Origin of the sequence: Streptococcus toyakuensis (assembly GCF_024346585.1) — a bacterium.
In the GTDB taxonomy this organism is placed as follows: domain Bacteria; phylum Bacillota; class Bacilli; order Lactobacillales; family Streptococcaceae; genus Streptococcus; species Streptococcus toyakuensis.
The window spans coordinates 1,438,963-1,465,534 of the sequence record NZ_AP024523.1 but is presented as its reverse complement, the minus strand read 5'-3'; the positions used below and the strand labels follow the sequence as shown (position 1 = coordinate 1,465,534).

Genomic DNA, 26,572 nt, shown 5'->3' with positions numbered 1-26,572 from the left:
TTGAAAATTTTCATGTGTTTCTAGCTAAGGAAGTAGGAAAAGTATGTATCCAGATGATAGTTTGACATTGCACACGGACTTGTACCAGATTAATATGATGCAGGTTTACTTTGACCAAGGGATTCACAACAAGAAGGCGGTCTTTGAGGTGTATTTCCGCCAACAGCCTTTTAAGAACGGCTATGCGGTTTTTGCTGGTTTGGAAAGGATTGTGAGTTATCTTGAAGACCTGCGTTTTTCAGATAGTGATATTGCCTATTTGGAGTCGCTAGGCTATCATGGGGCATTCTTGGACTATCTCCGCAATTTCAAGTTGGAGTTGACCGTTCGTTCTGCCCAAGAAGGGGACTTGGTCTTTGCTAATGAACCGATTGTACAGGTGGAAGGCCCTCTAGCCCAATGTCAATTGGTCGAAACGGCCCTTTTGAACATCGTCAACTACCAGACATTAGTGGCTACTAAGGCAGCTCGTATTCGTTCGGTTATCGAAGATGAACCTTTGATGGAGTTTGGAACACGTCGGGCGCAAGAAATGGATGCGGCTATCTGGGGAACACGAGCAGCGGTGATTGGTGGTGCCAATGGAACTAGCAACGTGCGTGCTGGTAAACTCTTTGACATTCCTGTCTTGGGGACCCATGCCCACGCCTTGGTACAGGTTTATGGCAATGATTATGAAGCTTTCAAGGCTTATGCTGCGACCCACAAAAATTGCGTCTTTCTTGTGGATACCTATGACACCCTTCGCATCGGTGTACCAGCTGCCATTCAGGTGGCGCGTGAGTTGGGGGACCAGATTAACTTTATGGGTGTGCGGATTGACTCTGGGGATATTGCTTACATTTCCAAGAAAGTTCGTCAGCAACTGGACGAGGCTGGATTTACCGAGGCTAAGATTTATGCTTCTAATGATCTAGATGAAAATACCATCCTCAACCTCAAGATGCAAAAGGCCAAGATTGATGTCTGGGGAGTGGGTACAAAGCTGATTACAGCCTATGACCAGCCAGCTCTTGGGGCAGTTTACAAGATTGTTGCAATCGAAGATGAAAATGGGAACATGCGCAATACGATTAAGCTGTCAAATAATGCTGAAAAAGTGTCTACGCCAGGTAAGAAGCAGGTGTGGCGCATTACCAGTCGTGAAAAAGGCAAGTCAGAAGGAGACTATGTCACTTATGATGGCGTAGATGTTGCCAGCATGACAGAAATCAAGATGTTCCATCCAACCTATACTTACATCAAGAAGACCGTTCGTAATTTTGACGCTGTGCCTCTCTTGGTGGATATTTTTAAAGATGGGAAATTGATTTACAATTTGCCTAGCTTGACTGAGATTCAGGATTATGCTCGTAAGGAATTTGACAAGCTTTGGGATGAGTACAAGCGCGTGCTCAATCCTCAGCATTATCCAGTGGATTTGGCGCGTGATGTATGGCAAGACAAGATGGACTTGATTGACAAAATGCGCAAGGAAGCCCTTGGTGAAGGAGAAGAAGAATGAGTTTGCAAGAAACGATTATCCAAGAGCTGGGTGTCAAACCAGTGATTGATGCCCAGGAAGAAATCCGTCGTTCCATTGATTTTTTAAAAAGATATCTGAAAAAACATCCCTTCCTAAAAACCTTTGTACTAGGAATTTCTGGAGGACAAGACTCAACTTTAGCAGGACGATTGGCTCAACTGGCTATGGAAGAACTGCGAGCTGAAACGGGAGATGACAGCTACAAATTTATCGCTGTCCGCCTGCCATATGGAGTGCAAGCCGATGAAGCAGATGCTCAAAAAGCACTAGCCTTTATCCAGCCTGATATCAGTTTAGTTGTCAATATTAAGGAATCTGCTGATGCTATGACAGCTGCAGTTGAAGCGACAGGTAGTCCTGTTTCAGACTTCAACAAGGGGAATATCAAGGCACGTTGCCGTATGATTGCTCAGTATGCCCTTGCTGGTTCCCATAGCGGAGCGGTCATTGGAACAGACCATGCTGCGGAAAATATCACAGGTTTCTTTACCAAGTTTGGTGACGGGGGTGCAGATATTCTCCCTCTTTACCGCCTCAATAAACGCCAAGGAAAACAACTCTTACAGGAACTTGGTGCAGACCCAGCCCTTTATGAAAAAATCCCAACGGCAGACCTAGAAGAAGATAAACCAGGTCTAGCTGACGAAGTGGCCCTCGGAGTCACTTATGAAGAGATTGACGACTACCTAGAAGGCAAAAAAATCAGCTCAGAAGCCCAAGAAAGAATCGAAAACTGGTGGCACAAAGGCCAACACAAACGCCACCTACCAATCACAATTTTTGATGACTTTTGGGAGTAAAAAGGTCCGGGGGACCTTTTTAGCCCGAGTCTAGAAACGGGAAAACGAGGAACCTCCAGTGGAGGTTTTCAGTCTCTCACCTTGAAATAAGAAAGTGAGAGAAGGTCCGGTAACTTGAAGAGTTCGATTTCGTCGTCTCACCCCCGCAACGATGACTAGGTTTGAAAAAGCTTGCTAGAGCGTATTTCAAACCAGACAGCGACTGCATCAAGGAACTAGAGTAAAAACTTGTTTTCTAGCTGTTACTGAGTTTAGTTTTTTTACCCCGAGCACGGAAATAAATAAGCGAGGAGGTCCGGGGACCTTTTTAGATTGAGCCTTGAAATTCAAAAGCAAAGTAAATTTAAATTGAGGTTGGGCAGAGAATCATCTATCAGAAAGCGAGGTAGTATCATGCAAGTATTACAGACAGATCGTTTAATCTTGCGAAGATTTGTGGAGAGTGATGCGGAAGCCATGTTTCAAAATTGGGCTTCATCCGCTGAGAATCTAACCTACGTCACCTGGGATCCTCATTCTGATGTCGAGGTGACTCGAAACTCGATCCGAAATTGGGTTGTTTCCTATGCTAATCCCAACTATTACAAATGGGCCATTTGTCTCAAAGAAAACCCGGAGCAGGTAATAGGAGATATCAGCATCGTTGCAATAGATGAGAATGATTCTTCTTGTGAAATTGGCTATGTGCTAGGCAAGGTTTACTGGGGACATGGGTTTATGACAGAAGCATTGAAAGCTGTCTTGGACTTCTGTTTTACTCAAGCAGGTTTTCAAAAAGTTAGAGCTCGATATGCCAGTCTCAATCCAGCTTCAGGTCGTGTCATGGAGAAGGCTGGAATGTCCTATCTAAAGACTATTAGCAATGGTGTAGAGAGAAAAGGCTATCTTGCGGACCTTATTTATTATCAGATAAGTAGGGAAGACTAGTGAATTTTCCTTTCAGTTTCCATCAAAGTCAGGCTTTGTCTGGCTTTTTTTGCAACATTTTTTACATAATCTGATTAAATTCCTATTTTTCCCTATCATTGTCCCTGTTTTTCCTTGAGTTTTGGGGCTATAATAGTCCTATCAAATCAAAGAATGGAGGAAGGCGATGGATAATATAATCTTTTTTATCAGTGTGTTTCTTGCTGGAATTCTTTCCTTCTTTTCTCCTTGTATTTTACCCTTGTTACCGGTCTATGCAGGGGTCTTGTTGGATGACAAAGATGGTACCCAGGCTTCTAGCGAAAAATTTTCAATCTCACTTGTTAGTCTATTGAGAACTCTGGCCTTTATAGCGGGGATTTCCTTTATCTTTATCTTACTGGGATATGGTGCTGGTTTTTTAGGAGACCTTTTGTATGCCTCTTGGTTTCAGTATGTGACGGGTGCGGTGATCATTCTCTTGGGCTTGCACCAGATGGAAGTCTTACATTTGAAGGGACTCTACAAGGAAAGAAGGCTACAATTACAGGGACAGGGGCAAAAGGGTAAGGGCTATAGTCAGGCATTTTTACTGGGATTGACCTTTAGTTTTGCTTGGACGCCTTGTGTGGGGCCGGTTCTGGGCTCTGTTTTGGCCTTGGCGGCTTCAGGTGGTTCAGGTGCTTGGCAGGGAGCTGGTCTCATGTTGATTTACACGCTGGGTTTGGCGCTACCATTTTTGGTTCTAGCTCTTGCCTCCAGCTATGTTTTGAAACATTTCCGAAAACTCCATCCTTATCTCGGAACCCTCAAAAAAGTGGGTGGTTTCCTCATTATCGTGATGGGAATCTTGGTGCTTTTGGGAAATGCTTCCATTTTGACTACATTATTTGAATAGAGAGGAAAAAGAAATGAAAAAATGGCAAACATGTCTTCTTGGAGTAGGCTCAATCTGTTGTTTGGCAGCCTGTTCGGCTAAAAATATGTCAGACCAAGCTACTATGAAGGAGCAAACAACAACAGAACAAGTCAGTTCACAAACTGCTACTAAAGGTCAGGCGGTTGCTGATTTCGAACTGACAGGAGTAGATGGCAAGACTTACCGCTTGTCTGATTACAAGGGCAAGAAAGTCTATCTCAAATTCTGGGCTTCTTGGTGTTCCATCTGTCTAGCCAGTCTTCCAGATACAGACGAAATCGCTAAAGAAGCTGGTGATGATTATGTGGTCTTGACGGTGGTATCTCCTGGGCACAAGGGAGAACAAGCGGAAGCTGAATTTAAGAACTGGTACAAGGGCTTAGATTATAAAAATTTTCCAGTTTTAATTGATCCATCAGGTAAACTCTTGGAAAGTTATGGTGTCCGTTCTTATCCAACTCAAGCCTTTATAGACAAGGAAGGTAAGCTAGTAAAAACGCAACCAGGTTTTATGGACAAGGATATGATTCTAAAAGAATTGAAAGAAATGGGGTAGAGAAAGGTCATGAATGATAAAGTAAAATTGTTTGTCTTGGCAGGGATTTTTTTCCTAGCCATAACCGGTTTCTATTTTCTATTGATGCGAAATGCAGGACGGACAGATAGCTCGCAAATTGAGAAAGCGGCACTTAGCCAAGGAGGAAAAACAGTGAAAAAAACAGAAGTTAGTAAAGATGCAGACTTACACGAAATTTATCTGGCTGGAGGTTGTTTCTGGGGAGTGGAGGAATACTTCTCACGCGTTCCCGGAGTGACAGATGCCGTTTCAGGCTATGCAAATGGTAGAGGGGAAACAACCAAGTACGAATTGATCAACCAAACAGGGCATGCAGAAACAGTCCATGTCACCTATGATGCTAATCAAATTTCCCTCAAGGAAATCCTGCTTCATTATTTCCGTATTATCAATCCAACCAGCAAAAATAAACAAGGAAATGATGTGGGGACACAGTACCGTACTGGTGTTTATTACACAGATGACAAGGATTTAGAGGTGATTAACCAAGTCTTTGATGAGGTGGCTAAGAAATACGATCAACCTTTGGCAGTTGAAAAGGAGGCCTTGAAGAATTTTGTAGTGGCAGAAGATTACCACCAAGACTATCTCAAGAAAAATCCAAATGGCTACTGCCATATCAATGTCAATCAGGCGGCCTATCCCGTCATTGATGCCAGCAAATATCCCAAACCAAGTGATGAGGAATTGAAAAAGACCTTGTCACCTGAGGAGTATGCAGTTACCCAGAAAAATCAAACAGAACGAGCTTTCTCAAACCGCTACTGGGATAAATTTGAATCCGGTATCTATGTGGATGTGGCAACTGGCGAACCCCTCTTTTCATCAAAGGACAAGTTTGAGTCTGGTTGTGGTTGGCCTAGTTTTACCCAACCCATCAGTCCAGATGTTGCTACCTACAAGGAAGATAAATCCTACAATATGACGCGCATGGAAGTGCGGAGTCGAGTTGGAGATTCTCACCTTGGCCATGTCTTTACGGACGGCCCACAGGACAAGGGTGGCTTGCGCTACTGTATCAATAGTCTCTCTATCCGATTTATTCCCAAAAACCAAATGGAAGAAAAAGGCTACGCTTATTTACTAGATTATGTTGATTAAGAGGGCTTTCCTAAGCAGTTAGAGGAGAATTTTGCTATACTGATACTAGTAAGTGACAAAGGAGAGAAGCATGACCTATACAATCTTAATCGTAGAAGATGAATATCTGGTAAGACAAGGCTTGACCAAACTGGTCAATGTAGCAGCCTACGATATGGAAATCATCGGTCAAGCTGAAAATGGAAGACAGGCTTGGGAATTGATACAAAAGCAGGTGCCAGATATCATTTTAACCGATATCAATATGCCTCAGCTAAATGGCATCCAGTTGGCCAGTCTGGTCAGAGAAACCTATCCTCAGGTGCATCTAGTTTTTTTGACAGGCTACGATGATTTTGATTATGCTTTGTCTGCTGTTAAACTAGGTGTGGATGACTATCTGCTCAAGCCCTTTTCTCGTCAGGATATCGAGGAAATGTTGGGGAAAATCAAGCAAAAGTTGGATAAGGAAGAAAAGGAAGAGCAATTACAAGATTTATTGATCGATAAGTTTGAGGGAAATATGGCCCAGAAAATCCAGTCTCATCTGGCTGATAGCCAATTTAGTTTAAAGTCTTTGGCCAGTGACTTGGGCTTTAGTCCGACTTATCTGAGTTCTTTGATTAAGAAAGAGTTAGGCCTGCCTTTTCAGGATTATCTGGTGAGAGAACGTGTCAAACAAGCCAAGCTCTTGCTTTTAACTACAGATCTGAAGATTTACGAGATAGCCGAAAAGGTTGGCTTTGAAGATATGAACTATTTTACCCAACGTTTTAAACAGATTGCAGGTGTGACACCTCGTCAGTTTAAGAAGGGGGAAGGTCGATGAAGCGTTCTTCTCTCCTAGTTAGAATGGTTATTTCCATCTTTCTGGTCTTTCTTATTCTCCTAGCTCTGGTTGGGACTTTCTACTATCAATCTAGTTCTTCAGCTATTGAGGCTACCATTGAAGGCAATAGCCAGACGACTATCAGTCAGACTAGCCACTTTATCCAGTCTTATATCAAAAAATTAGAAACCACGTCGACTAGTTTGACCCAGCAGGCAGATGTTTTATCCTATGCTGAGAATCCCAGTCAAGACAAGGTCAAGGGAATTCGAGATCTGTTTTTGACCATCTTAAAGTCAGACCAGGACTTGAAAGCTGTTGTGCTGGTAACCAAGTCTGGTCAGCTCATTTCTACAGATGATAGTGTGCAAATGAAAACCTCCTCAGATATGATGGCTGAAGAATGGTATCAAAAGGCCATTCATCAGGGGGCTAAGCCAGTTTTGACACCAGCTCGTAAATTAGATAGTCAGTGGGTCATTTCTGTCACTCAAGAACTTGTTGATGCAAAGGGAGCTAATCTGGGCGTGCTTCGTTTGGATATTTCCTATGAAACTCTGGAAGCCTATCTTAACCAACTCCAGTTGGGGCAGCAGGGCTTTGCCTTTATCATCAATGAAAACCATGAATTTGTTTATCATCCTCAACACACAGTTTATAGTTCGTCTAGCGAAATGGAGGCTATGAAACCCTACATTGAGACAGGGCAGGGCTATACTCCAGATCACAAATCCTACGTCAGTCAGGAAAGGATTGCTGGAACTGATTGGACGGTGCTTGGTGTGTCTTCGTTGGAGAAGTTAGACAAGGTTAGGAATCAACTCTTGTGGACCTTGCTTGGAGCCAGTTTCACATCTCTTCTTGCCTGTCTCTGCTTGGTGTGGCTTAGTCTTAAACGCTGGATTGCTCCTCTGAATGACTTGAGAGAAACCATGCTGGAGATTGCTTCTGGTAATCAGAATCTGCGTGCCAAGGAAGATGGTGCCTATGAACTGAGAGAAGTGTCTCGTCAGTTCAATGCCATGCTGGATCAGATTGATCAGCTGATGGCAGCTATTCGCAGGCAGGAAGAAACGACCCGTCAGTACCAACTTCAAGCCCTATCGAGCCAGATTAATCCGCATTTCCTTTATAATACCTTGGACACCATCATCTGGATGGCTGAATTTCAGGATAGTCAGCGTGTGGTGCAGGTGACCAAGTCCTTGGCTACCTACTTCCGCTTGGCGCTCAATCAGGGTAAAGATTTGATTTGCCTGTCTGACGAAATCAACCATGTCCGCCAGTACCTCTTTATCCAGAAACAACGCTATGGAGATAAGCTGGAGTATGAGATTGCTGAAGATCCTGCTTTTGGTAACCTAGTCTTACCCAAGTTGGTGTTGCAACCTCTTGTGGAAAATGCCCTTTACCATGGTATTAAGGAGAAGGAAGGTCAGGGCCATATTAAAGTTTCTGTTCAGAGACAGGATACAGGGCTTGTCATCCGCATTGAGGATGATGGCGTTGGTTTCCAAGCTACTAGCGATAGCAGTCAAAGTCAACTCAAACGTGGGGGGGTTGGTCTTCAAAATGTTGATCAACGGCTCAAACTTCATTTTGGAGAAGATTACCAGATGAAGATCAATTCTGCACCTGACAAAGGAACGACGGTTGAAATATACATAAATAGAATAGAAACTAGCTAACTCCCAGTCAATTCTGGGAGTTTTATGCGTAATTGGGCAAGCTTTCTAGGTTGTCTATCTTGCTAAAACGTAGAAAAAACGATATGATAGATAATGACAAAAGAGGTATCAAGTATGAAGGAAAAAGACATTCAAAGAGACACAAGCCAGATTGTAAAAGATGTATTAGAAAAGGCCAATTTGAAGCAAGGATCCATTTTTGTTTTGGGCCTTTCTTCTAGTGAGGTGATAGGTGGTCAGATTGGCAAGGAATCAAGCCAAGAAATTGGGGAAATCATTGTGAAGACCATCCTAGATATCCTAGAAGGAAATGGACTTCATCTAGCCGTTCAAGGTTGTGAACATGTCAATCGGGCCCTCGTCGTTGAACGTCAGGTGGCAGAACAGTTTGGTCTGGAAATAGTTAGTGTCCTTCCTACTCTTCATGCAGGAGGTTCGGGTCAATTAGCAGCCTTCAAGTTTATGCAGGATCCAGTTGAGGTTGAATTTATCAAGGCTCATGCTGGATTGGATATCGGAGACACTGCAATTGGCATGCATGTCAAGCATGTTCAGGTTCCGATTCGCCCTCTTTTGAGAGAGATTGGGCATGCCCATGTAACGGCTCTTGCAAGTCGTCCAAAATTAATCGGAGGTGCGCGTGCGCATTATCCACAAGATTCTATTAGAAAGTCGTGAAAATGAGAAAAACAAAACAACAACTAGAAAAGATTACCAAATATTCGATTCGTAAGCTAACTGTTGGGGTAGGTCCTGTAGCCATTGGGGCCTTCCTTTTTGGTGCTGCTACCCTTTCAGTAGATAAGGTTCAAGCCAATGAAGTTGGAGGTGCTCATAGTGTTCATTACCGTTATTTGGCGGAGCAGGAATTGACCGAGTCTGAAAAAGCCCTGATTCACCATGAGGTTCCAACAGAATTTCAAGATGATGATATTCTTTATGTAGTTTATCGCAAGAAGGCAACTAACAGTCAACAACTTCCTTACACAGGAAGTAAAGAATTAGCCTTGGCAGGCCTTGGTTTGGCAACAGCTTCGCTAGCAGTCTTTTTGGTGTCTAAAAAAGGTCACAAAGAGGTCCTAGGTGTTCTCTTGATTGGTTCTTTAGGAGCTAGCACTTTTGTACCTTATGGAATATTTGCGTTTGAAAATAAAGAATTGCTTTCTTATAATCAAACTATTTCGGCCTCTACACATGAGGGCTTGGCTGAAGGGATTATCCACATTGATGGCTATGAATACATTGGATATTTTAAGGAAGCAGAACTCCATCCATCAAGACCAGTTTCAGCTGAGAAGCCTCAGTTGCCAGTAGAAAAACAAAATACAAATGAAATCGAGAAAACAGAAGTAGTTCAAGAAAGATCTGCTGTCACTCCAGAAACTGTCATCGAAAAACCTGTAGTAGAGAATCCAGTTGCTCCTGCTGTTGAAGAAAAACCAGTTTCTGAGAAGCCTCAGGTTAGACAGGAAGAGAGCTTGGTCGAGATTCCGTTTGAAACAGTCACAAGCCCAGATGCGAATCTAGTAGAAGGACAGACTCGTATCGTCACAGCCGGAGTAAATGGTCAGCGTCGCCTTGTAACCAAAGTATCAATCGTTAATGGTCAGGAAGTTAGAGAAGTCATTGAAGACCAAGTGGTTTAAAATCCTGTTTCACAGGTCATTGCAGTCGGAACGAAGAAAGAGGTGCAACCTGCCCCAACTCCAACCCCACAAGCTGAACCAACTTACCAAGTAACTAAAGGGACGCAAGAGGAAGGCAAAGAAGGTCAAGCCTTAACACAACCTGAATTGCCAGAGGCTCCAGTTGAAGCAAAAGGTACCCAAGAGGAAGGCAAAGAAGGTCAAGCCTTAACACAACCTGAATTGCCAGAGGCTCCAGTTGAAGCAAAAGGTACCCAAGAGGAAGGCAAAGAAGGTCAAGCCTTAACACAACCGGAACTTCCAGAGGCTCCAGTTGAAGCAAAAGGTACCCAAGAGGAAGGCAAAGAAGGTCAAGCCCTTGTACAAGAACAGTTACCTGAGTACAAAGTAACTGAGGGAACCCTTGTTGAAACATCGACTACAGATTTAGACTACAAAACTGAAACGACTGAGGATCCAACCAAGTATACGGACGAAGAAACTGTCGTAAGAAATGGAGAAAAAGGTAGTCAAGTTACTAAAACAACTTATAAAACAGTAGAAGGTGTTAAAACTGACCAAGTTATTTCAACTAGCACAGAAGTTACCAAGGAGCCTGTAAACCAACAGGTAAGTCGTGGGACAAAACCAATTGAAGGAACTCTGGTAGAAGAAAGTCTTGAAAAGATTCCATTTAAGGAAGTTGTTAAAGAAGATGACCAACTGAAAAAAGGCTTAGAAGTTGTAGCTCAAGAAGGAAAAGAAGGTCAGAAAAAAATCACCAAGACATTTAACACCATCAAAGGAGTTAAAACAGAAGACGCTCCAAAAGTTACAGAGGAAATCCTTGAGGCACCTCAAGACAAAATTTTGAAACGTGGTACCAAGAGCTTTGAAAAACCAGTATTGACCATCACTGCAGTTGAACCTAAGGATTTGAAACGGACTTCAGATGTTAAGTATAGTCTAGAAAATCCAAGTAAGGCAGCCATTAAATCTATCACCCTAACTCTGAAAAAGGGTGATGAGATTGTGAAAACCTTGAATGTTTCGCCAGACGACCTGACAACTACCTTGACAGATTTGCAGTACTACAAGGATTATAAACTTGAAACTAAGATGGTTTATGACCGTGGTGAGGGTGATGAGGAAGAAGTTCTGAAAGAAGAACCGCTAAGAATTGACCTCAAAAAAGTTGAAATCAAAAACATCAAAGAAACAAGCTTGATGAGTGTGGATGCTGACGGTAACGAAACAGACACTAGTTTACTGACAGAGAAACCAGCTGATCTTGCTCCATTATATTTACGTGTAACAACTCACGACAACAAAGTGACAAGACTTGCTGTTGATAAGATAGAAGAAGTGGTTAAAGATGGGGAAACTTTATATAAAGTTACTGCAACTGCGCCTGATTTAGTTCAGCATACAGATTCTTCGAAATTAGCTAACGAGTATGTTTATTATATAGCTAAACCAAAACCAAAAGTGGATAATGTTTACTATGATTTCGCTGAATTGGTTGAAGCTATTCAAAATAACCCAGAAGGTGAATATAAAATTGGACAAAGCTTAAATGCTACTAATATTAAACCAAATGGAAAATCTTATATTACTAAGAAATTTAAAGGTACGTTAACTAGTACTGATGGGAATAGGTTTGCTATTCATAACTTAAGCAATCCATTATTTGATGTTATTGAAAATTCTACAATTAAAGATTTAATTTTCTCTAACGTGAATATAAATAAACCAGGTACGGATCAAATAGCGACACTTGCAAAAGATGCTACAAATACGACAATTGAAAATGTTAAAATTACGGGTAGTATTGTTGGTGGTAATGATGTAGCTGGAGTTGTTAATAATTTAAATAATGGAAGCAAAATGAAAAATGTTTCTGTTATCGGAAAACTTCGCACAGAAGGTAAAAAAGGTTGGAGTATTTCTGGTTTAGTTAACAATCAAAGAAAAGCAAACATTGAAAGAGTTTATACAGATGTAGAAATCACTGGTGAAAGAGCTCGTGGTTCAGCTTTAGTTTCAACACTTGATAGGGGTATGGACCCAATGGATGTAAGAGCTAACGGACATATTAAAAAAGCTGTAGCAAAAGGGTCAATTAACTTGAAAAACAATGTAGAGACAGGTGGAGTTATTACTAAAAACTGGCCATACGGATTTTTAGAAGATGTTATTAGTTATGTAAAAGTAACTAACGCTGAAAAACTTTATGGTTCAGGTGATATTGGAGATGATGACTTTGGGTTCCCTTATTTAAGTAGAGTTGTCAGCGTAGCTGGGGAAGCTACTGGTAATGTGACAAGAAAAAATGCGGACAAACTTAAAGAAATCTCTAAAGAAGAAGCTGATAAAAGATTAGAAAGTTTCGATATTACATCTAAAGATTTTGAAGCTCCAACATTATTAGTAGATAAGTTAAATAATAATCTCCCAAAATCTGATACGTATAAAGAGATTCAAGATTATAATGCAGAACGTGAACTTGCTTACCGAAATGTGGAAAAACTTCAACCGTTCTACAACAAAGAATGGATTATCAATCAAGGAAATAAAATTCCTGCTGGTTCTAAATTATTAACGACTGAAGTATTATCTGTAACTGGTATGAAAGATGGTCAATTCGTGACTGACTTATCAAGTGTTGATAAAATAATGATTCATTACGCTGATGGTACTAAAGAAGAAATGACGGTTGCTTCTAAGGATTCAAACGTAGCACAAGTTCGTGAATATAGTATTACAGGTCTAGATGGCATTGTTTACACACCAAATATGGTGGATAAGAATCGTGACAAACTAATTGCTGATGTGAAAGAAAAATTAGCAAGTGTCGAATTGATTTCACCTGAAGTGCGTGCATTAATGGACAAACGTAACAAACCAGCTGAGAATAGTGACAATCATAAGAACAATTACATTCGTAACTTGTTCCTTGAAGAAAACTTTGAAGAAGTTCGAGGAAACCTTGATAAACTTGTGAAAGCTTTAGTTGAGAATGAAGACCACCAATTAAATGGTGACGAAGCTGCAATGAAAGCTCTTGTTAAGAAAGTAGACGAAAACAAAGCGAAAATTATGATGGGTCTTACTTATCTAAATCGTTACTATGGATTTAAATACGACGAAAAATCAATGAAAGATCTTATGATGTTCAAACCTGACTTCTATGGTAAGAATGTAAATATCTTAGATTTCTTGATTAAGATCGGTTCTAGAGAAAATAACATTAAAGGTAACAGAACATTAGAAGCTTATCGAGAAACGATCGGTGGAACGATTGGTATTGGTGAGTTGAACGGTTTATTAAACTATAATATGCGTTTATTCACAAACGAAACTGATATTAACACCTGGTATAAGAAAGCTGTTTCACATACAAACTATGTCGTTGAGAAACAATCATCAAATCCATTGTTTGCGGACAAGAAATATCGTTTATATGAAAACTTAAACAATGGCGAACATAGCAAATATATCTTGCCACTTCTGACTACAAAGAAAGCTCATATGTTCTTGATTTCAACATACAATACACTAGCATTTAGTGCGTTTGAGAAATATGGTAAGAATACAGAAGCTGAACGTGAAGCATTCAAGAAAGAAATTGACTTACGTGCACAAGAACAAATCAACTACTTAGACTTCTGGTCTCGCTTGGCGGCTGATAATGTACGTAATCAGTTGTTGAAATCTGAAAACATGGTGCCATCGGCTATCTGGGATAACCATGGTGCGCCAGGTGGATGGGTTGATAGAATGGGTCACACGAAGAATGGTGATTATGCTCCAATTCGTGAGTTCTATGGTCCAACTGGTAAGTGGCACGGTGATAATGGCATGGGTGCATACGCATATATCTTTGATAGACCTCAAAACTCAGAAGCCGTGTACTATATTTGGTCAAGTATGATTAGTGATTTTGGTACATCAGCCTTTACTCATGAAACAACGCATATCAATGACCGTATGGCTTATTTAGGTGGTTGGGGACATCGTGAAGGTACAGACGTTGAAGCCTTTGCTCAAGGTATGTTACAATCGCCTGCGGTAACAAGTTCTAATGGTGATTATGGCGCATTGGGTCTAAATATGGCGTATGAGCGTAAAAATGATGGAAACCAATGGTATAACTACAATCCGAACTTGCTTGATAGTCGAGCTAAAATTGACCATTACATGAAGAACTATAACGAAGCTTTAATGATGCTTGACCATTTAGAAGCTGATGCGGTTATTGCGAAGAATAACGGAGATAACAATAAGTGGTTCAAGAAGATGGACAAGAAATGGCGTGAAAAAGCTGATCGAAACGGTTTAGTTGGACAACCACACCAATGGGATTTACTTCGTGATCTAAATGAGGATGAGAATAAGAAGAAACTGACAAGTATTGATGACCTTGTAGATGGTAATTACGTGACTAAGCATAATATGCCTGGTAATAAACATTATCGTGCTGAAGGTTTTGATACGGCATATCAAACTGTAAGTATGATGGCTGGAATTTACGGTGGTAATACAAGTCAAAGTGCTGTAGGTTCTATCTCGTTCAAACATAATACATTCCGTATGTGGGGTTACTTCGGATATGTCAATGGATTTGTCGGATATGCTTCTAACAAGTATAAACAAGAATCTAAAGCAGCTGGTAGACCGGGTCTTGGTGATGACTTTATCATTGAGAAAGTGTCTGGTGGTAAATTCCACACACTAGAAGAGTGGAAGAAAGAATGGTTCAAGGAAGTCAAAGCTAAAGGAGAAAAAGGATTTGTCGAAATTGAAATCGACGGACAGAAAATTTCAACTTATGCAGGACTCCAAGAATTGTTCAACAAAGCTGTTGAAAATGACCTTAAAGCGGGTAATTCAAACCAAACAGTTGCACTCAAAGAAAAAGTTTACAAACAACTCTTGCAGAAATCAGATGGATTTGCTGGTGATTTATTCACTAAAGCATAATCAAGAGTAATTTAATAGCCAGAAAATGATAAAAAGGTAGATCTTGATTGGATCTACCTTTTTATGCTATACTTAGGATATGCATAGAAAAACAGTGATTGATTTTAGGGCTTTGGGGGAGCGATACATCTTTACCCAGCCTATCAAAGAGTTAAAAACGAGAGATTTAGCAGAAGTGGCGGACTTGCTAGCACAAGTGGAAAGCTACCAAGAGCAGGGCTACTATGTGGTGGGCTATGTCAGCTATGAGGCTGCACCTGCTTTTGAGGAGAGATTAGCAGTTCATAAGGCTCCTCTACTGGGAGAGTACCTGCTTTATTTTACAGTTCATGATAGGGTAGAAACATCCCCTATTCCTCTGACTTATGATGAGGTTGATTTGCCTTCAAATTGGCAGGAAGTGACGTCTGCAGAGGATTATGAAAAGGCGATTGCTCAGATTCACCATCATTTGCGGCAGGGTGACATCTATCAGGTCAACTACACTGTCCAACTTAAACAGAACTTGAGTGCCGATCCTTTTGCCATCTACAATCGTATGGTAGTAGAGCAGGAGGCGGGCTACAATGCCTATGTTGAACATGATGAAATGGCAGTGATTTCCATGAGCCCAGAGCTCTTTTTTGAGCAAAATGACCGCGAGTTGACAACGCGACCAATGAAGGGAACGACTCAGCGTGGGGTAACTGACCAAGAAGATCTTGAACAGGCCAGTTGGTTGGAGCAGGATTCTAAAAATCGCTCTGAAAATATGATGATTGTGGACCTCTTGCGCAATGACATGAACCGTATTTCTGAAGTGGGCAGTGAGCATGTTGAGCGTCTGTGTCAGGTAGAACAGTATTCAACCGTTTGGCAGATGACTTCGACTATCAAGAGTCGGTTGCGACCAGATATGGACTTGGTTACCATTTTTCGTTCTCTCTTTCCTTGTGGTTCCATAACGGGCGCACCGAAAATTGCGACTATGGAAATCATTAAGGACTTGGAGCCACAACCAAGAGGAGTATACTGCGGAACGATTGGTCTCTTGCTTCCAAATGGGCGCCGGATTTTCAATGTTGCCATTCGGACCATTCAACTGCATCAAAGGAAAGCCATCTATGGAGTGGGTGGTGGCATTACTTGGGATAGCACTTGGGAATCTGAATATCGAGAGGTTCATCAAAAGGCGGCAGTCCTTTATCGTAAACAAGCTCGCTTCCAACTGATTACAACTGGGAAAATCAGCCAAAAACAACTGCTGTTTGAAGAGCAACATATAGAAAGACTGAGAAAGGCAAGTCGATATTTTGCATATCCTTTTGATGCAGAAGACTTGAAACAAAAGATAGAGGGAGAGTGTCAGACTTGTGAAGCTAATCAAGATTATCGTCTACGAATCAGTCTCGACAAGTCTGGAGAGATAGAACTCAGTCGCCAAACCTTAACACCTCTTAGTCCTAGCTTCTGTCATGCTCAACTTTGTCTGCAAGAAGCGGATTTACAGCAAGTATTTACCTATTTTAAAACGACTCATAGACCACATTTGAGCCTAGGGGAACAAGAGATCATTTACCACAATAAGTCTGGAGAACTTCTTGAAACCTCTATTGGTAATTTGATCTTGAAAATTTCTGGGAAACTCTACACACCGCCTATCCGACTGGGAATCTTACCAGGAATTTATCGTCAGCATTTACTAGAAATAGGACAAGTAGAAGAGAAAGTCTTGACCTTAAAAGACTTGGGCCAAGCAGAAGCTGCTTACGGCTGTAATGCAGTGAGAGGCTTGTATGAATTAAGCCTAGAGGAGAACTAGATGAAACTGGTATTTTTACACGGTTTAGGGCAGTCAGTAGATAGTTGGAAAGAGGTTCGGAATCTACTGATAGATTATCCTTCTGAGGCTATCGAGTTATTTCCTTCTGGAGTTAGTAGCTATCAAAAAGCTAAGGAGCGCATTTATCAGCACTTGTCAGAGGAGACAGAACCTTTTGTCCTAATCGGTTTGTCCTTAGGAGCTGCACTTGCATTAGAGCTGTCAAGTTACGATTTGCCAAATCTTCAGGCCTTGGTTTTGTCAGGCTGTCCATTGAAACTAGCTGGCAATATCCCTTTTTACATTCAGTTGCTGATATTTAAATTGCTTCCCAAAAGGGTATTTGAAAAACAGGGGGCAGATAAGGCTCTTATGGTTAGTATTTCCGAAGAATTAAAAACACTTGATTTAAGGGAGATTGCAAAGACTTGCCCCTATCCAACCTTGCTAATTTGTGGTAGCAAAGATAAACCGAATCTTAGTTCTATGAGAAGTCTTCATAAACTAATATCAGAATCCCAATTTCAGATTATCCCTGACGGTCCTCATGTCTTGAATAAGGAAAAACCAAAGGAGTTTGTAGAAAAGACCAGAAGTTTCCTTGAATTGCTGAAATAAGTTTGATAAAATAATATTGAAATCGATAACATTCCTATAGGAGAAAGAAATGAACAAACGTCTATTTTTTAAAATGAGTCTGGCAACCTTGCCAGTTTTAGCCTTGTTTTCACAGCCTGTGTTAGCAGAAGAAGACATTCATTTTTCTAGCTGTCAGGAAGCTTGGGCGAATGGCTATTCGGATATTCACGAGGGAGAACCTGGTTATTCTGCCAAGTTAGACCGAGATCATGATGGTGTGGCTTGCGAATTGAAGAATGCTCCTAAGGGTGCTTTCAAAGCAAAACAAGCAACTACGGCTCAAAGCAACACAAGTTCAGCAACAACAAGTGGATGGGTTAAGCAGGACGGTTCTTGGTACTACTTTGATGGAAATGGAAATCCAGTGAAAAATGCTTGGCAGGGAAGCTATTACCTGAAATCTGATGGTAAGATGGCACAGAGCGAATGGATTTATGATACTTCCTATCAAGCTTGGTATTATTTGAAATCAGATGGCTCTTATGCTTATAGTACATGGCAAGGAAATTACTATTTGAAATCAAACGGTAAAATGGCACAAGGTGAATGGATTTATGATGATTCTTATCAAGCTTGGTATTACTTGAAATCAGATGGTTCGTATACTTATAGTACATGGCAAGGAAATTACTATCTGAAATCAGATGGTAAAATGGCTAAGAATGAGCGAGTTGATGATGGACGTTACTACGTAGATGCTTCAGGTCTCTGGAAACCATAAATCAGATAAAATTTAGAAAGTTAATGCAAACCTTTGCATAAGTAAATGAATTTTGTTATACTAGTGCTGTAAGCATTTTCAATTATTATACAATGGAAAAGGAGAATATGATGAGTCAAAAGATTATTGGGATTGACCTTGGTGGAACTTCTATCAAATTTGCAATCTTGACAACAGCAGGAGAAATCCAAGAAAAATGGTCTATCAAGACTAACATTTTGGATGAGGGAAGTCATATCGTTGATGATATGATTGAGTCTATTCAACATCGTTTGGACTTGCTTGGATTGGCAGCAGCAGACTTCCAAGGTATCGGAATGGGATCACCAGGTGTGGTTGACCGTGAAAAAGGGACTGTTATCGGTGCCTACAACTTGAACTGGAAAACCCTTCAACCAATCAAAGAGAAGATTGAAAAAGCCTTGGGTATTCCATTCTTCATCGATAATGATGCCAACGTGGCAGCTCTTGGTGAGCGTTGGATGGGGGCTGGTGATAACCAACCAGACGTTGTCTTTATGACACTCGGTACTGGTGTTGGTGGCGGTATCGTTGCAGATGGCAAATTGCTTCACGGTGTTGCTGGTGCAGCAGGGGAGCTTGGCCACATCACTGTTGACTTTGACCAACCAATCGCATGTACTTGCGGTAAGAAAGGTTGCCTTGAGACAGTTGCTTCAGCAACAGGGATTGTCAACTTGACTCGTCGTTATGCGGATGAATACGAAGGCGATGCAGCCTTGAAACGCTTGATTGATAATGGAGAAGAAGTAACCGCTAAGACTGTCTTTGACCTTGCAAAAGAAGGAGACGACCTTGCTTTGATTGTTTACCGTAACTTCTCACGTTACTTGGGAATCGCTTGTTCTAACATTGGATCAATCCTAAACCCATCAACAATCGTTATCGGTGGTGGTGTATCAGCTGCAGGAGAATTCCTTCTACAAGGTGTTCAAAAAGTCTATGACGAAAATAGCTTCCCACAAGTACGCACATCCACTAAATTAGCTCTTGCAACTCTAGGAAATGACGCTGGGGTTATCGGAGCAGCATCACTTGTATTGCAATAAAATAATAAAAGAGGAAAAATGCTAACCTAGAGTTAGTAATGTTCCTCTTTTCTTTTTTATGCTATACTAGTTAGGAAATAAATGAGGTGAGAGTAAATGACAAAAGCAGACACGATTTTTAAAGAGAATATTGAACGCATTCTAAAGGAAGGTGTTTTCTCAGAGCAGGCTCGTCCTAAGTACAAGGATGGAACAGTTGCCAACTCTAAGTATGTAACGGGTGCCTTTGCAGAGTATGACTTGGCTAAGGGGGAATTCCCCATCACAACCTTGCGTCCTATTGCTATCAAATCCGCCATCAAGGAAGTGCTCTGGATTTACCAAGACCAGTCTAATAGCCTAGAGGTTCTGAATAGCAAGTACAATGTTCACTACTGGAATGACTGGGAAGTGGGAGATACGGGAACTATTGGTGAGCGTTACGGGGCGGTCGTTAAGAAACACGACATTATCAATAAACTTCTCAAGCAGTTAGAAGCCAACCCTTGGAACCGCCGAAATATCATCTCACTTTGGGATTATCAGGCCTTTGAGGAAACAGATGGACTACTTCCATGTGCATTTCAAACTATGTTTGATGTCCGTCGAGTAGATGGAGAAATCTATCTGGATGCGACCTTGACCCAGCGTTCTAACGATATGCTAGTGGCCCACCACATCAATGCTATGCAGTATGTGGCTTTACAGATGATGATTGCCAAGCATTTCGGCTGGAAGGTTGGGAAATTCTTCTACTTTATCAACAATCTCCATATCTATGACAATCAATTTGAACAAGCTCAGGAATTGCTTCGTCGTGAACCGTCTGACTGCCAACCACGTTTGGTTTTGAATGTTCCTGATGGGACTAATTTCTTTGATATCAAAGCAGAAGATTTTGAATTGGTTGATTATGACCCTGTCAAGCCGCAGTTGAAGTTTGACCTAGCTATTTAAAAGAAAAGAAAAAAGAAGTTGAGACAATGAATCCCAACTTCTTTTGTTTCTTAACGTGATACGCGACGACGAGCTGCTTTTTTACGATTTTCTTCGATGAAAGCTGCTTTTTGTTCTTCTGGTTCGATCACTTTCTTTTTAAATGCGTATACTGCACCTGCAACTGCAGCGACAGTTCCTGCGACACCTGTTACAAGACCTTTAGCGAATCCTTTAGCCATGAGTCTTCCTCCTTTATCTTCTTAATCAGCCATCCTCCTCAAGAGGTCACATTTTTCTGACTGACCTTTTTGTGTTATAATAATAGTAACGAAAAAATGGGAATTTTTCAAGGAAAAAAGATGAAAACAAAAATAATTGTGATCGTTGGGCCAACTGCTGTTGGAAAAACGGCTCTTGCCATTGAAGTCGCCAAGCGCTTTGGTGGGGAAGTTGTGAGTGGCGATAGTCAGCAGGTTTACCGCGGTTTAGATATTGGGACGGCCAAGGCTAGTCCAGAAGAACAGGCAGTTGTTCCCCATCATTTAATCGATGTTAGAGAGGTAACCGAGTCTTACTCGGCTTTTGATTTTGTTTCAGAAGCTAAGATGGCGATTGAGGATATTCACAGCCGTGGCAAGCTAGCTATTATCGCTGGTGGAACTGGGCTTTATATCCAGAGCTTGTTAGAAGGCTACCATCTGGGTGGAGAGACCCCTCATGAGGAGATTTTAGCTTATCGGGCTAGTTTGGAGCCTTATACAGATGAGGAATTAGCCCATCTGGTGGAGCAAGCAGGCCTTGAGATTCCTCAGTTTAATCGTCGTCGTGCTATGCGCGCCTTGGAAATCGCCCATTTTGGTCAGGATTTGGAAAATCAAGAGACCTTATATGAACCATTGATTATCTGCTTGGATGATGAACGCAGTCAATTATATGAACGTATCAACCACCGAGTGGATCTGATGTTTGAGGCTGGGCTTTTGGATGAGGCCAAGTGGCTTTTTGATCATTACCCTGATGTGCAGGCTGCTAAAGGTATTGGCTATAAGGAACTCTTTCCTTATTTCCGTGGAGAGCAGACTCTGGATGAAGCTAGTGAGAGTCTCAAACAGGCTACCCGTCGTTTTGCCAAGCGTCAGTTGACTTGGTTCCGTAATCGCATGCAGGTCACCTTTTATCAGATTGGAGAATCTGGTGTACAAGACCGCATTTTTAGCCAGATAGAGGAGTTTTTAGATGATTGAAACGGAGAAAAAAGAGGAACGCGTCCTGCTTATCGGTGTGGAATTGCAGGGCATGGACAATTTTGACCTCTCTATGGAAGAATTGGCCAGTCTAGCTAAGACAGCTGGGGCAGTCGTTGTCGATAGCTACAGACAAAAACGTGAAAAGTATGACTCCAAGACCTTCGTCGGCTCTGGTAAGTTGGAAGAAATTGCCCTCATGGTGGATGCAGAAGAGATTACCACTGTCATTGTCAACAACCGCTTGACTCCGCGACAAAATGTCAATCTAGAGGAAGTTCTGGGTGTCAAGGTCATTGACCGTATGCAGTTGATTCTGGATATCTTTGCTATGAGAGCTCGAAGTCATGAAGGCAAACTCCAAGTCCACCTAGCTCAACTCAAGTATCTCTTGCCTCGTTTGGTTGGTCAGGGGATTATGCTCAGCCGTCAGGCAGGGGGAATTGGTTCCCGTGGACCTGGTGAAAGCCAGCTGGAGCTGAACCGTCGTAGCGTTCGCAACCAAATTACAGACATCGAGCGCCAGCTCAAGGTGGTTGAGAAAAATCGGGCGACAGTCAGAGAAAAACGTCTGGAGTCAAGCACCTTTAAGATTGGTTTGATTGGTTACACTAATGCTGGGAAATCAACCATTATGAACACCTTGACCAGTAAGACCCAATATGAAGCGGATGAGCTCTTTGCGACGCTAGATGCGACAACCAAGAGTATCCATCTGGGTGGCAATCTCCAAGTGACTTTAACTGATACGGTTGGCTTTATCCAAGATTTGCCAACAGAGTTGGTGTCCAGTTTCAAGTCGACCTTGGAAGAAAGCAAGCATGTGGACCTTCTGGTTCATGTTATCGATGCCAGCAATCCTTACCACGAGGAGCATGAAAAAACAGTTCTGTCCATCATGAAAGACTTGGACATGGAAGATATTCCTCGCTTGACCCTTTATAATAAGGCAGATTTAGTGGAGGATTTCACGCCGACCCAAACGCCTTATGCCCTCATTTCTGCCAAGTCTGAGGATAGTCGTGAGAACTTGCAGGCTTTGTTTTTAGAGAAAATCAAGGATATTTTTGAGAGATTTACCCTGCGCGTGCCTTTTTCTAAGTCTTACAAGATTCATGATTTGGAAAGTGTTGCAATTCTGGAAGAGCGCGACTATCAAGATGACGGAGAAGTCATTACGGGCTACATTTCCGAGAAAAATAAATGGAGGTTAGAAGAATTTTATGACTGATATTAAAACCTTGGCTCTAAAGTATGGGGGTTATACAAGTCTGGATAAGCTCTATCTGGATCAGCTTCTAGCTGGCAAGACAGAGCAGGAGCAGTTGGCACTGATTACTCCTCCGCCAAGTGTGGTCAATGCCTATTTTGCAGAACTCTACCAGAAAAAGAGTCCTGAAGCTGCGACGGATTATTTTGCAGAAGTCAGTCAGGAACTGAATCTCTACAATGTTGAGCCAAGATTCACCCTCGAAAACAAGCCTTTTATTCGTCTTAATCTGTCTGGTAAATCCTTTGGTTTTTGCTATGAGAGTGAGGGGCTGGGGCGGATTTTCTCAGAAGCTGAGGAAGCAATCACAGCTGACTTGCTCTTTGAAATTGCGCAAATTTTCCCCCATCAGCTAGTCTTTGAGGAGTCTGGAAAGATTTACATGAAGCCTGTCGGGGATGAGGAAGTTGTTAGCGTAGAGAGTCTTACAGCTTTGACGGATTTGGAAAGTTTGGCTGATGGTCGTAAGCGTCTCAAAGGCTACAGCCAAGAGGATTTACTGCAAGAAGCTACTGCTTTTACTGGCAAGCGCTATTTCCGATCGGAAAACCGCACAGCTATGTTATATATTGATTAATTAGAAAGTATCGAATGGATATTCAATTTTTAGGAACGGGGGCTGGTCAGCCCTCTAAAGCCCGCAACGTCTCAAGTCTCGCCCTGAAACTCTTGGACGAGATTAACGAAGTTTGGCTCTTTGACTGTGGAGAAGGAACGCAAAATCGCATTCTGGAAACCACAATTCGACCACGTAAGGTCAGCAAAATCTTTATCACCCACTTGCACGGAGACCACATTTTTGGCCTGCCAGGATTCCTTTCTAGCCGTGCCTTTCAGGCTAATGAAGAGCAGACAGATTTGGAAATCTATGGGCCACAAGGGATCAAGTCCTTTGTCTTAACCAGCCTTCGTGTGTCAGGTTCTCGTTTGCCCTACCGTATTCATTTTCATGAGTTTGACCAAGAGTCTTTAGGGAAAATCCTTGAGACCGATAAATTCACTGTGTATACAGAGGAGTTGGACCACACTATTTTCTGTGTTGGTTACCGTGTCATGCAAAAGGACCTAGAAGGTACCTTGGATGCTGAAAAACTCAAGGCAGCTGGTGTCCCATTTGGCCCACTTTTTGGAAAAATCAAAAATGGTCAGAATGTTGTTCTAGAAGATGGTAGAGAAATCAAGGCAGCTGACTATATCTCAGCGCCACGTCCAGGTAAAATTATCACTATTCTTGGTGATACTCGTAAAACTAGTGCTAGTGTGCGTCTGGCTGTCAATGCTGATGTCCTAGTCCACGAGTCCACTTATGGCAAGGGCGATGAAAAGATTGCTCGCAATCATGGTCACTCGACCAACATGCAGGCAGCAGAGGTCGCAGTAGAAGCAGGTGCCAAACGACTCCTGCTCAACCATATCAGTGCCCGTTTTCTCTCAAAAGATATCAGCAAGCTCAAGAAAGACGCTGCCACAATTTTTGAAAATGTGCATGTGGTCAAAGACTTGGAAGAAGTGGAAATCTAAAAGATTGAGGAAGGATAAGTATGCCTACTATTCTCATTACCGGAGCTAGCGGTGGTCTAGCTCAAGAAATGGTCAAACTTTTACCAGAAGACCAGCTCATCTTGCTTGGTCGAGATAGGGAAAAATTAGCTCAACTCTACGGAAATCATCCCCATGCAGAATTGATTGAAATCGACATTACCGATGATCAGGCTCTAGACACTTTAGTAGCTGATCTCTATTTCCGTTATGGCAAGATTGATGTCTTGATTAACAACGCTGGTTACGGGATTTTTGAGGAATTTGACCAGATTTCTGATAAAGATATTCACCAGATGTTTGAGGTCAATACCTTTGCCCTGATGAATCTGTCTCGTCGCCTTGCTGCTCGTATGAAGGAAAGCCGAAAAGGCCATATTATCAATATTGTCAGCATGGCAGGTTTGATCGCTACTGGCAAGTCCAGCCTTTACTCAGCAACCAAGTTTGCGGTCATTGGTTTTTCAAATGCGTTACGCCTCGAACTTATGTCCTACGGTGTTTATGTAACGACGATCAATCCAGGACCAATCCGCACCGGATTTTTTGACCAAGCCGACCCAGACGGCACCTATCTTAAATCAGTTGATCGCTTCCTGCTAGAACCAGATGCAGTAGCTAAAAAGATTGTCAAGATTATAGGAAAAAATAAACGGGAACTGAATCTCCCAGTCTTGTTGAACCTAGCTCATAAGTTTTATACCCTCTTTCCCAAGCTAGCTGATAAGTTGGCAGGGGAGGCTTTTAATTATAAATAAAAAAGAACCAATGCGTAGGTTGTTGCTAGCCTACATATTGGTTCTTATCATTTGTCAACTATCAAACTGGACTTCTTCTAGTAGATAGTCGATAAAGCGTTCGCCCATCTTAGATAGGCTGGTTTTTTCATGCTGGATATAGACTAGTTCAATCGGATCGTCAATGTCCAGTGGAATGGAAACGATGTTGTCACCGTTGAGGTTGCTGTTTAAAATACCTGTTGCGATCGTGTATCCATCCAAACCAATCAAGAGGTTAAAGAGAGTGGCACGGTCGCTGACTACGATAGATTTTTTGTGGTATTCTTGCGAGAGAATCTCTTCTGAAAAGTAGAAGGAGTTGTGAGTTCCTTGATCATAGCTGAGGTAAGGAAAGTTCTCCAAGTCTTCTAGTTTGACTTTATCTTTCTTTGCCAGAGGATTGGTCTTGCTGACAAAGATATGGGGCTGGGCTGTGAAGAGATGATGAGCCAGCAGGTGGTTGTCATCCAGCATTTTGGTTAAAACATCACGGTTGTAGCTGTTCAAAAATAGGACACCGACCTCACTACGGAAGTTCTTGACGTCGTCGATAATCTCCCAAGTCCGTGTTTCACGAAGGAAGAGCTCGTATTTTTCCATATCGCTTTTCTTGAGCAGAGATACGAAAGCATTGACCACAAAGGCATAGTGCTGGGAGGAAACGCTGAAAAGTTCGCGGTGGGCGACAGGGTTTTTATAGCGTTCTTCCAGAAGCTGAGTTTGCTCGACAACCTGACGGGCATAGGAGAGAAACTCCATGCCATCACGAGTTAAGGTAATACCCTTGGGATTGCGGATAAAGATTTCAATGCCCATCTCATTTTCCAAATCTCTCACAGCGTTGGAAAGACTAGGCTGAGTGATAAAGAGCTGTTTGGCTGCCTCATTCATGGAGCCAGTTTCGACGATTTTGATAATATAATGTAATTGTTGAATTCTCATGTTTTTATTGTACCATACTTGCGACAGAATCGCCAAGGAAGATAGGAAAATCAGGAGTATTGTGTGGTCTCTTCTTGAAAAAAACACAAAATTTTGCTAGAATGAGTCTTATGAAAACATTCTATGATGTGCAGCAATTCCTCAAACGATTTGGTATTATTGTTTACATGGGAAAACGCTTATATGATATTGAACTGATGAAGTTGGAACTCTCTCGGATTTACGATGCAGGGTTGATGGATAAACTAGACTATCTAGAAGCAGAAGCGGTTCTTCGCAGAGAGCACAAGGTAGAATTGGATTATATTGAGAAAAATGGAGAAAAGAACTAATGGTTACTTGGATTTTGTGGGCACTTATACTGGCAATGTTAGCATGGATGGGCTTTAACTATCTTCGTATTCGCCGTGCGGCTAAAATCGTAGACAATGAGGAGTTTGAAGCCTTGATTCGTACGGGTCAATTGATTGATTTGCGCGACCCAGCAGAATTCCACAGAAAACATATCCTTGGAGCCCGCAATATTCCTTCAAGTCAGTTGAAGACTAGTCTTGCAGCCCTTCGTAAGGATAAACCTGTTCTTCTCTACGAAAACCAACGTGCGCAACGTGTCACAAATGCAGCCCTTTACTTGAAAAAACAAGGTTTTTCTGAGATTTATATCCTTTCTTATGGCTTGGATTCTTGGAAAGGGAAAGTGAAAGTTGAGAAATAAGA

General features: G+C 41.8%; 23 protein-coding genes and 1 pseudogene. 22 read left to right on the top strand and 2 right to left on the bottom strand.

The genetic code is table 11. The features are described 5' to 3' along the window. The first annotated feature begins 43 nt into the window (after positions 1 to 43). The 15 genes and pseudogenes from STYK_RS07535 to STYK_RS07465 all read left to right on the top strand — a co-directional run bounded on the left by STYK_RS07535 (position 44) and on the right by STYK_RS07465 (position 20,099). Entirely contained in the window at positions 44 to 1,504 is a 1,461-nt protein-coding gene (locus STYK_RS07535; RefSeq protein WP_084886934.1) for a nicotinate phosphoribosyltransferase, read from the top strand. Continuing rightward, positions 1,501 to 2,325: an ammonia-dependent NAD(+) synthetase gene (nadE, locus tag STYK_RS07530; protein ID WP_261804804.1), complete on the top strand. Its 825-nt coding sequence runs from the start codon at positions 1,501 to 1,503 to the stop codon at positions 2,323 to 2,325. The genes STYK_RS07535 and nadE overlap by 4 nt, the downstream gene beginning before the upstream one ends. A gap of 393 nt (positions 2,326 to 2,718) precedes the next feature. Further along, on the top strand, positions 2,719 to 3,252 hold the full coding sequence (locus tag STYK_RS07525; protein WP_390625127.1) for a GNAT family N-acetyltransferase: 534 nt from the start codon (positions 2,719 to 2,721) through the stop codon (positions 3,250 to 3,252). Positions 3,253 to 3,418: 166 nt separating this feature from the next. After that, complete coding sequence (gene ccdA2, locus STYK_RS07520; RefSeq protein WP_261804803.1) at positions 3,419 to 4,129, top strand: thiol-disulfide oxidoreductase-associated membrane protein CcdA2; 711 nt, start codon at positions 3,419 to 3,421, stop codon at positions 4,127 to 4,129. 13 nt (positions 4,130 to 4,142) lie between these two features. Continuing rightward, the gene (locus STYK_RS07515; RefSeq protein ID WP_261804802.1) at positions 4,143 to 4,706 is read left to right on the top strand and encodes a redoxin family protein; all 564 of its coding nucleotides are present in this window, start codon (positions 4,143 to 4,145) and stop codon (positions 4,704 to 4,706) included. A 9-nt stretch (positions 4,707 to 4,715) separates the two neighbouring features. Continuing rightward, entirely contained in the window at positions 4,716 to 5,828 is a 1,113-nt protein-coding gene (msrB, locus tag STYK_RS07510; RefSeq protein WP_261804801.1) for a peptide-methionine (R)-S-oxide reductase MsrB, read from the top strand. Positions 5,829 to 5,898: 70 nt separating this feature from the next. Further along, positions 5,899 to 6,636, top strand: a complete 738-nt coding sequence (locus tag STYK_RS07505; protein WP_000222622.1) for a response regulator transcription factor — start codon at positions 5,899 to 5,901, stop codon at positions 6,634 to 6,636. Beyond that, on the top strand, positions 6,633 to 8,324 hold the full coding sequence (locus STYK_RS07500) for a cache domain-containing sensor histidine kinase (protein ID WP_261804800.1): 1,692 nt from the start codon (positions 6,633 to 6,635) through the stop codon (positions 8,322 to 8,324). Before STYK_RS07505 ends, STYK_RS07500 begins: the two co-directional genes overlap by 4 nt. Before the next feature lie 114 nt (positions 8,325 to 8,438). Continuing rightward, positions 8,439 to 9,002, top strand: coding sequence for a TIGR01440 family protein (locus STYK_RS07495; RefSeq protein WP_261804799.1), 564 nt, complete (start codon positions 8,439 to 8,441; stop codon positions 9,000 to 9,002). A 2-nt stretch (positions 9,003 to 9,004) separates the two neighbouring features. Then, positions 9,005 to 14,932, top strand: a pseudogene (locus tag STYK_RS07490) (ZmpA/ZmpB/ZmpC family metallo-endopeptidase). A gap of 79 nt (positions 14,933 to 15,011) precedes the next feature. Then, entirely contained in the window at positions 15,012 to 16,733 is a 1,722-nt protein-coding gene (gene pabB, locus STYK_RS07485; protein WP_261804798.1) for an aminodeoxychorismate synthase component I, read from the top strand. Beyond that, positions 16,734 to 17,351 (top strand): alpha/beta fold hydrolase, encoded by a 618-nt coding sequence (locus STYK_RS07480; RefSeq protein ID WP_261228773.1) that lies wholly within the window; start codon positions 16,734 to 16,736, stop codon positions 17,349 to 17,351. A gap of 49 nt (positions 17,352 to 17,400) precedes the next feature. Beyond that, positions 17,401 to 18,093, top strand: a complete 693-nt coding sequence (locus STYK_RS07475) for an excalibur calcium-binding domain-containing protein (protein ID WP_261804797.1) — start codon at positions 17,401 to 17,403, stop codon at positions 18,091 to 18,093. A 110-nt stretch (positions 18,094 to 18,203) separates the two neighbouring features. Next, positions 18,204 to 19,163 (top strand): ROK family glucokinase, encoded by a 960-nt coding sequence (locus STYK_RS07470; RefSeq protein WP_261804796.1) that lies wholly within the window; start codon positions 18,204 to 18,206, stop codon positions 19,161 to 19,163. A gap of 96 nt (positions 19,164 to 19,259) precedes the next feature. Beyond that, positions 19,260 to 20,099: a thymidylate synthase gene (locus tag STYK_RS07465; RefSeq protein ID WP_261804795.1), complete on the top strand. Its 840-nt coding sequence runs from the start codon at positions 19,260 to 19,262 to the stop codon at positions 20,097 to 20,099. A 50-nt stretch (positions 20,100 to 20,149) separates the two neighbouring features. Here the strand turns inward: STYK_RS07465 and STYK_RS07460 are convergent, their stop codons facing one another. Continuing rightward, the gene (locus STYK_RS07460; protein ID WP_001051780.1) at positions 20,150 to 20,320 is read right to left on the bottom strand and encodes a DUF3042 family protein; all 171 of its coding nucleotides are present in this window, start codon (positions 20,318 to 20,320) and stop codon (positions 20,150 to 20,152) included. Between the two features lie 120 nt (positions 20,321 to 20,440). Here STYK_RS07460 and miaA point away from each other — a divergent pair, with 120 nt between their 5' ends. From miaA to STYK_RS07435, 5 genes are read left to right on the top strand one after another with little or no spacing between them, the layout of a single operon-like run. Then, positions 20,441 to 21,325 carry a tRNA (adenosine(37)-N6)-dimethylallyltransferase MiaA gene (miaA, locus tag STYK_RS07455; RefSeq protein WP_261804794.1) on the top strand — a complete coding sequence of 295 codons (885 nt, stop codon included), beginning with the start codon at positions 20,441 to 20,443 and terminating at the stop codon, positions 21,323 to 21,325. After that, positions 21,318 to 22,556 carry a GTPase HflX gene (gene hflX, locus STYK_RS07450; protein ID WP_261228777.1) on the top strand — a complete coding sequence of 413 codons (1,239 nt, stop codon included), beginning with the start codon at positions 21,318 to 21,320 and terminating at the stop codon, positions 22,554 to 22,556. Before miaA ends, hflX begins: the two co-directional genes overlap by 8 nt. Beyond that, positions 22,549 to 23,172, top strand: coding sequence for a cystathionine beta-lyase (locus tag STYK_RS07445; protein WP_261804793.1), 624 nt, complete (start codon positions 22,549 to 22,551; stop codon positions 23,170 to 23,172). Before hflX ends, STYK_RS07445 begins: the two co-directional genes overlap by 8 nt. 14 nt (positions 23,173 to 23,186) lie before the next feature. Beyond that, the gene (gene rnz, locus STYK_RS07440) at positions 23,187 to 24,116 is read left to right on the top strand and encodes a ribonuclease Z (RefSeq protein WP_261102080.1); all 930 of its coding nucleotides are present in this window, start codon (positions 23,187 to 23,189) and stop codon (positions 24,114 to 24,116) included. Positions 24,117 to 24,136: 20 nt separating this feature from the next. Next, positions 24,137 to 24,892 (top strand): SDR family NAD(P)-dependent oxidoreductase, encoded by a 756-nt coding sequence (locus STYK_RS07435; protein ID WP_261102082.1) that lies wholly within the window; start codon positions 24,137 to 24,139, stop codon positions 24,890 to 24,892. Positions 24,893 to 24,946: 54 nt separating this feature from the next. Here the strand turns inward: STYK_RS07435 and STYK_RS07430 are convergent, their stop codons facing one another. After that, a complete protein-coding gene (locus STYK_RS07430) occupies positions 24,947 to 25,855 on the bottom strand; it encodes a LysR family transcriptional regulator (protein ID WP_049487917.1) in 909 nt (302 codons plus the stop codon). A gap of 101 nt (positions 25,856 to 25,956) precedes the next feature. Here STYK_RS07430 and STYK_RS07425 point away from each other — a divergent pair, with 101 nt between their 5' ends. Together STYK_RS07425 and STYK_RS07420 are read left to right on the top strand one after the other, a co-directional pair. Continuing rightward, positions 25,957 to 26,187, top strand: coding sequence for a YqgQ family protein (locus STYK_RS07425; RefSeq protein ID WP_001808324.1), 231 nt, complete (start codon positions 25,957 to 25,959; stop codon positions 26,185 to 26,187). Continuing rightward, entirely contained in the window at positions 26,187 to 26,570 is a 384-nt protein-coding gene (locus STYK_RS07420; protein ID WP_000259257.1) for a rhodanese-like domain-containing protein, read from the top strand. The genes STYK_RS07425 and STYK_RS07420 overlap by 1 nt, the downstream gene beginning before the upstream one ends. Positions 26,571 to 26,572: the final 2 nt, after the last annotated feature.

Coding starts and splice junctions, on each gene's coding strand:
- STYK_RS07535 (WP_084886934.1), top strand. CDS start 44: ATGTATCCAGATGATAGTTTGACATTGCACACGGACTTGTACCAGATT.
- nadE (WP_261804804.1), top strand. CDS start 1,501: ATGAGTTTGCAAGAAACGATTATCCAAGAGCTGGGTGTCAAACCAGTG.
- STYK_RS07525 (WP_390625127.1), top strand. CDS start 2,719: ATGCAAGTATTACAGACAGATCGTTTAATCTTGCGAAGATTTGTGGAG.
- ccdA2 (WP_261804803.1), top strand. CDS start 3,419: ATGGATAATATAATCTTTTTTATCAGTGTGTTTCTTGCTGGAATTCTT.
- STYK_RS07515 (WP_261804802.1), top strand. CDS start 4,143: ATGAAAAAATGGCAAACATGTCTTCTTGGAGTAGGCTCAATCTGTTGT.
- msrB (WP_261804801.1), top strand. CDS start 4,716: ATGAATGATAAAGTAAAATTGTTTGTCTTGGCAGGGATTTTTTTCCTA.
- STYK_RS07505 (WP_000222622.1), top strand. CDS start 5,899: ATGACCTATACAATCTTAATCGTAGAAGATGAATATCTGGTAAGACAA.
- STYK_RS07500 (WP_261804800.1), top strand. CDS start 6,633: ATGAAGCGTTCTTCTCTCCTAGTTAGAATGGTTATTTCCATCTTTCTG.
- STYK_RS07495 (WP_261804799.1), top strand. CDS start 8,439: ATGAAGGAAAAAGACATTCAAAGAGACACAAGCCAGATTGTAAAAGAT.
- pabB (WP_261804798.1), top strand. CDS start 15,012: ATGCATAGAAAAACAGTGATTGATTTTAGGGCTTTGGGGGAGCGATAC.
- STYK_RS07480 (WP_261228773.1), top strand. CDS start 16,734: ATGAAACTGGTATTTTTACACGGTTTAGGGCAGTCAGTAGATAGTTGG.
- STYK_RS07475 (WP_261804797.1), top strand. CDS start 17,401: ATGAACAAACGTCTATTTTTTAAAATGAGTCTGGCAACCTTGCCAGTT.
- STYK_RS07470 (WP_261804796.1), top strand. CDS start 18,204: ATGAGTCAAAAGATTATTGGGATTGACCTTGGTGGAACTTCTATCAAA.
- STYK_RS07465 (WP_261804795.1), top strand. CDS start 19,260: ATGACAAAAGCAGACACGATTTTTAAAGAGAATATTGAACGCATTCTA.
- STYK_RS07460 (WP_001051780.1), bottom strand. CDS start 20,320: ATGGCTAAAGGATTCGCTAAAGGTCTTGTAACAGGTGTCGCAGGAACT.
- miaA (WP_261804794.1), top strand. CDS start 20,441: ATGAAAACAAAAATAATTGTGATCGTTGGGCCAACTGCTGTTGGAAAA.
- hflX (WP_261228777.1), top strand. CDS start 21,318: ATGATTGAAACGGAGAAAAAAGAGGAACGCGTCCTGCTTATCGGTGTG.
- STYK_RS07445 (WP_261804793.1), top strand. CDS start 22,549: ATGACTGATATTAAAACCTTGGCTCTAAAGTATGGGGGTTATACAAGT.
- rnz (WP_261102080.1), top strand. CDS start 23,187: ATGGATATTCAATTTTTAGGAACGGGGGCTGGTCAGCCCTCTAAAGCC.
- STYK_RS07435 (WP_261102082.1), top strand. CDS start 24,137: ATGCCTACTATTCTCATTACCGGAGCTAGCGGTGGTCTAGCTCAAGAA.
- STYK_RS07430 (WP_049487917.1), bottom strand. CDS start 25,855: ATGAGAATTCAACAATTACATTATATTATCAAAATCGTCGAAACTGGC.
- STYK_RS07425 (WP_001808324.1), top strand. CDS start 25,957: ATGAGTCTTATGAAAACATTCTATGATGTGCAGCAATTCCTCAAACGA.
- STYK_RS07420 (WP_000259257.1), top strand. CDS start 26,187: ATGGTTACTTGGATTTTGTGGGCACTTATACTGGCAATGTTAGCATGG.